This window comes from Streptomyces sp. MBT65, from assembly GCF_016612545.1.
GTDB lineage: Bacteria > Actinomycetota > Actinomycetes > Streptomycetales > Streptomycetaceae > Streptomyces.
The window spans coordinates 1-1,708 of sequence record NZ_JAENRY010000618.1 but is presented as its reverse complement, the minus strand read 5'-3'; the positions used below and the strand labels follow the sequence as shown (position 1 = coordinate 1,708).

The following is a 1,708-nucleotide window of genomic DNA, read 5'->3' as shown; positions in this document are numbered from 1 at the left end:
GCTTCGGCGGCGGGGGCGGGAGCTGCTTCGACTGGGGCTTGGGGGACAGCGGGGCGAGCTTCTTGAGGCTCATGCCGAACTCCTTGGGTTGTGCAGTGGATTGTGCGTCAAAGTCGAGCGTGTTACCGCCCGGGGAATTCCCGACACCGATGAACCTACACGCGCCCGACCCCATGGATCGGCAAACCAGGCAAGCGAACGGCAAGCAGGTGCTGTGAATACCTTTGCGAATCCTGAGTTCCGGCGGCGAACCTGAGAGTTCTCTAATAAACCTGAGAACACCCTTAACGAACCTGTGCTTCCGCCTTCAATCGAGGGCGTCGAGGAGTCACGCTCGCCCGTCCCGGGGTCCGAACGTCTCCAGCGCTTCCGTGTCCGAAGCCCGTGCGTTGAGGAAGTAGTCCGCCCACTCCGAGATCTCCGGGTAGCCGGACTCGCGGACGAGGCGGGCGATCGCCGCCGGGATGTCGTACGGCGTCACACGCAGGTCCGTGCCGGGGCCGAGGAGGCACCAGTGGGCGCCGGGGCGGCCGTACGGCATGCCGATGCTGCCCGGGTTGATGATCAGGCGGCCTTGGGCGAGGCGGATGTACGGCATATGGGTGTGGCCGCAGACGATCGTGCGGATGTCCTCGTCCAGGCCGCCGAGGACCTCTGTCCAGCGGGCGGGCCGGGAGTCGACCAGGACAACCTCCTCGTCGTCGCGGGGAGTTGCGTGGCAGAAGAGGACCTTGCCGAGGCCGTGGATCGAGAGGGTGAGCGTCTTGGGGAGAGTAGCCAGGAAGTCGATCTGGTCGGCGCGGAGCGCGGTCGCCGCGTACGGGGCGATCGGGTCGGGGATCTCGTCGCGTTCACCTCTGCGGTACTCGACCAGTTCGCGGTCCGCGTTGCCCGACAGCCAGAGGACTCGGTCCGCCTGGGCGCGCAACAGGTCTACTACTTCCGCCGGTTGGGGGCCGGCCGTGATGTCGCCGGTGAGGACGATGCGGTCGGCCGCGGCCACCTCCGGTTCGGCGAGGACCGCTTCCAGGGCGGGGAGTACTCCGTGGACATCGGAGAGGACGGCGACTCGGCGCAGTTCATCGGTCACTTCCGTTCTCCCTCCAGCGCCTCCGCCAGTACCTCTGCCAGATGCCGTCCTCGTACCCCCGCCAGCTGCTCCAACTGCGTGCGGCAGGAGAAGCCGTCCGCCAGGATCACCGCGTTGTTCGGTGCCTCGCGTACGGCGGGCAGGAGTTGTTCCTCCGCGCAGGTCGTCGACACCTCGTAGTGGCCCTTCTCGAAGCCGAAGTTTCCTGCCAACCCGCAGCAGCCGCCCGCGAGTTCGCCGGTCAGGCCCGCTGCCGTGCGGAGGCGGCGGTCGGCGGTGTCGCCCAGGACCGCGTGCTGGTGGCAGTGGGTCTGGCCGGTCGCCGGGCGGTCGATGCGGGGCGGGGTCCAGTCGGGGGCCGCGTGGCGTTCCAGGGCCTCGGCGAAGGTGAGGACCATGGCGGCGAGGCGGGCCGCGCGGGGGTCGTCGGGGAGCAGCTCGGGGAGGTCCGTGCGGAGGGCCGCCGCGCAGCTCGGCTCCAGGACCACCACGGGTGGGGCGCCCTCGCCGTCCACCAGCACGCCCATCACGTCCAGGGTGGTGCGCATCACCTCGCGGGCGCGGTCCAGTTGGCCCGTCGACACATACGTCAGCCCACAGCAGACGGGCTTCCCCGTC

General features: G+C 69.2%; 2 protein-coding genes. Both read right to left on the bottom strand.

Going from position 1 to position 1,708, the window contains the following annotated elements:
- Nucleotides 1–328 precede the first annotated feature (328 nt).
- On the bottom strand, nt 329–1,090 hold the full coding sequence (locus tag JHN63_RS51020) for a metallophosphoesterase (protein WP_200691931.1): 762 nt from the start codon (nt 1,088–1,090) through the stop codon (nt 329–331).
- A partial coding sequence (locus JHN63_RS51015) for a (Fe-S)-binding protein (RefSeq protein WP_200691930.1) occupies nt 1,087–1,708 on the bottom strand: 622 nt, incomplete at its 5' end. The genes JHN63_RS51020 and JHN63_RS51015, both read right to left, overlap by 4 nt.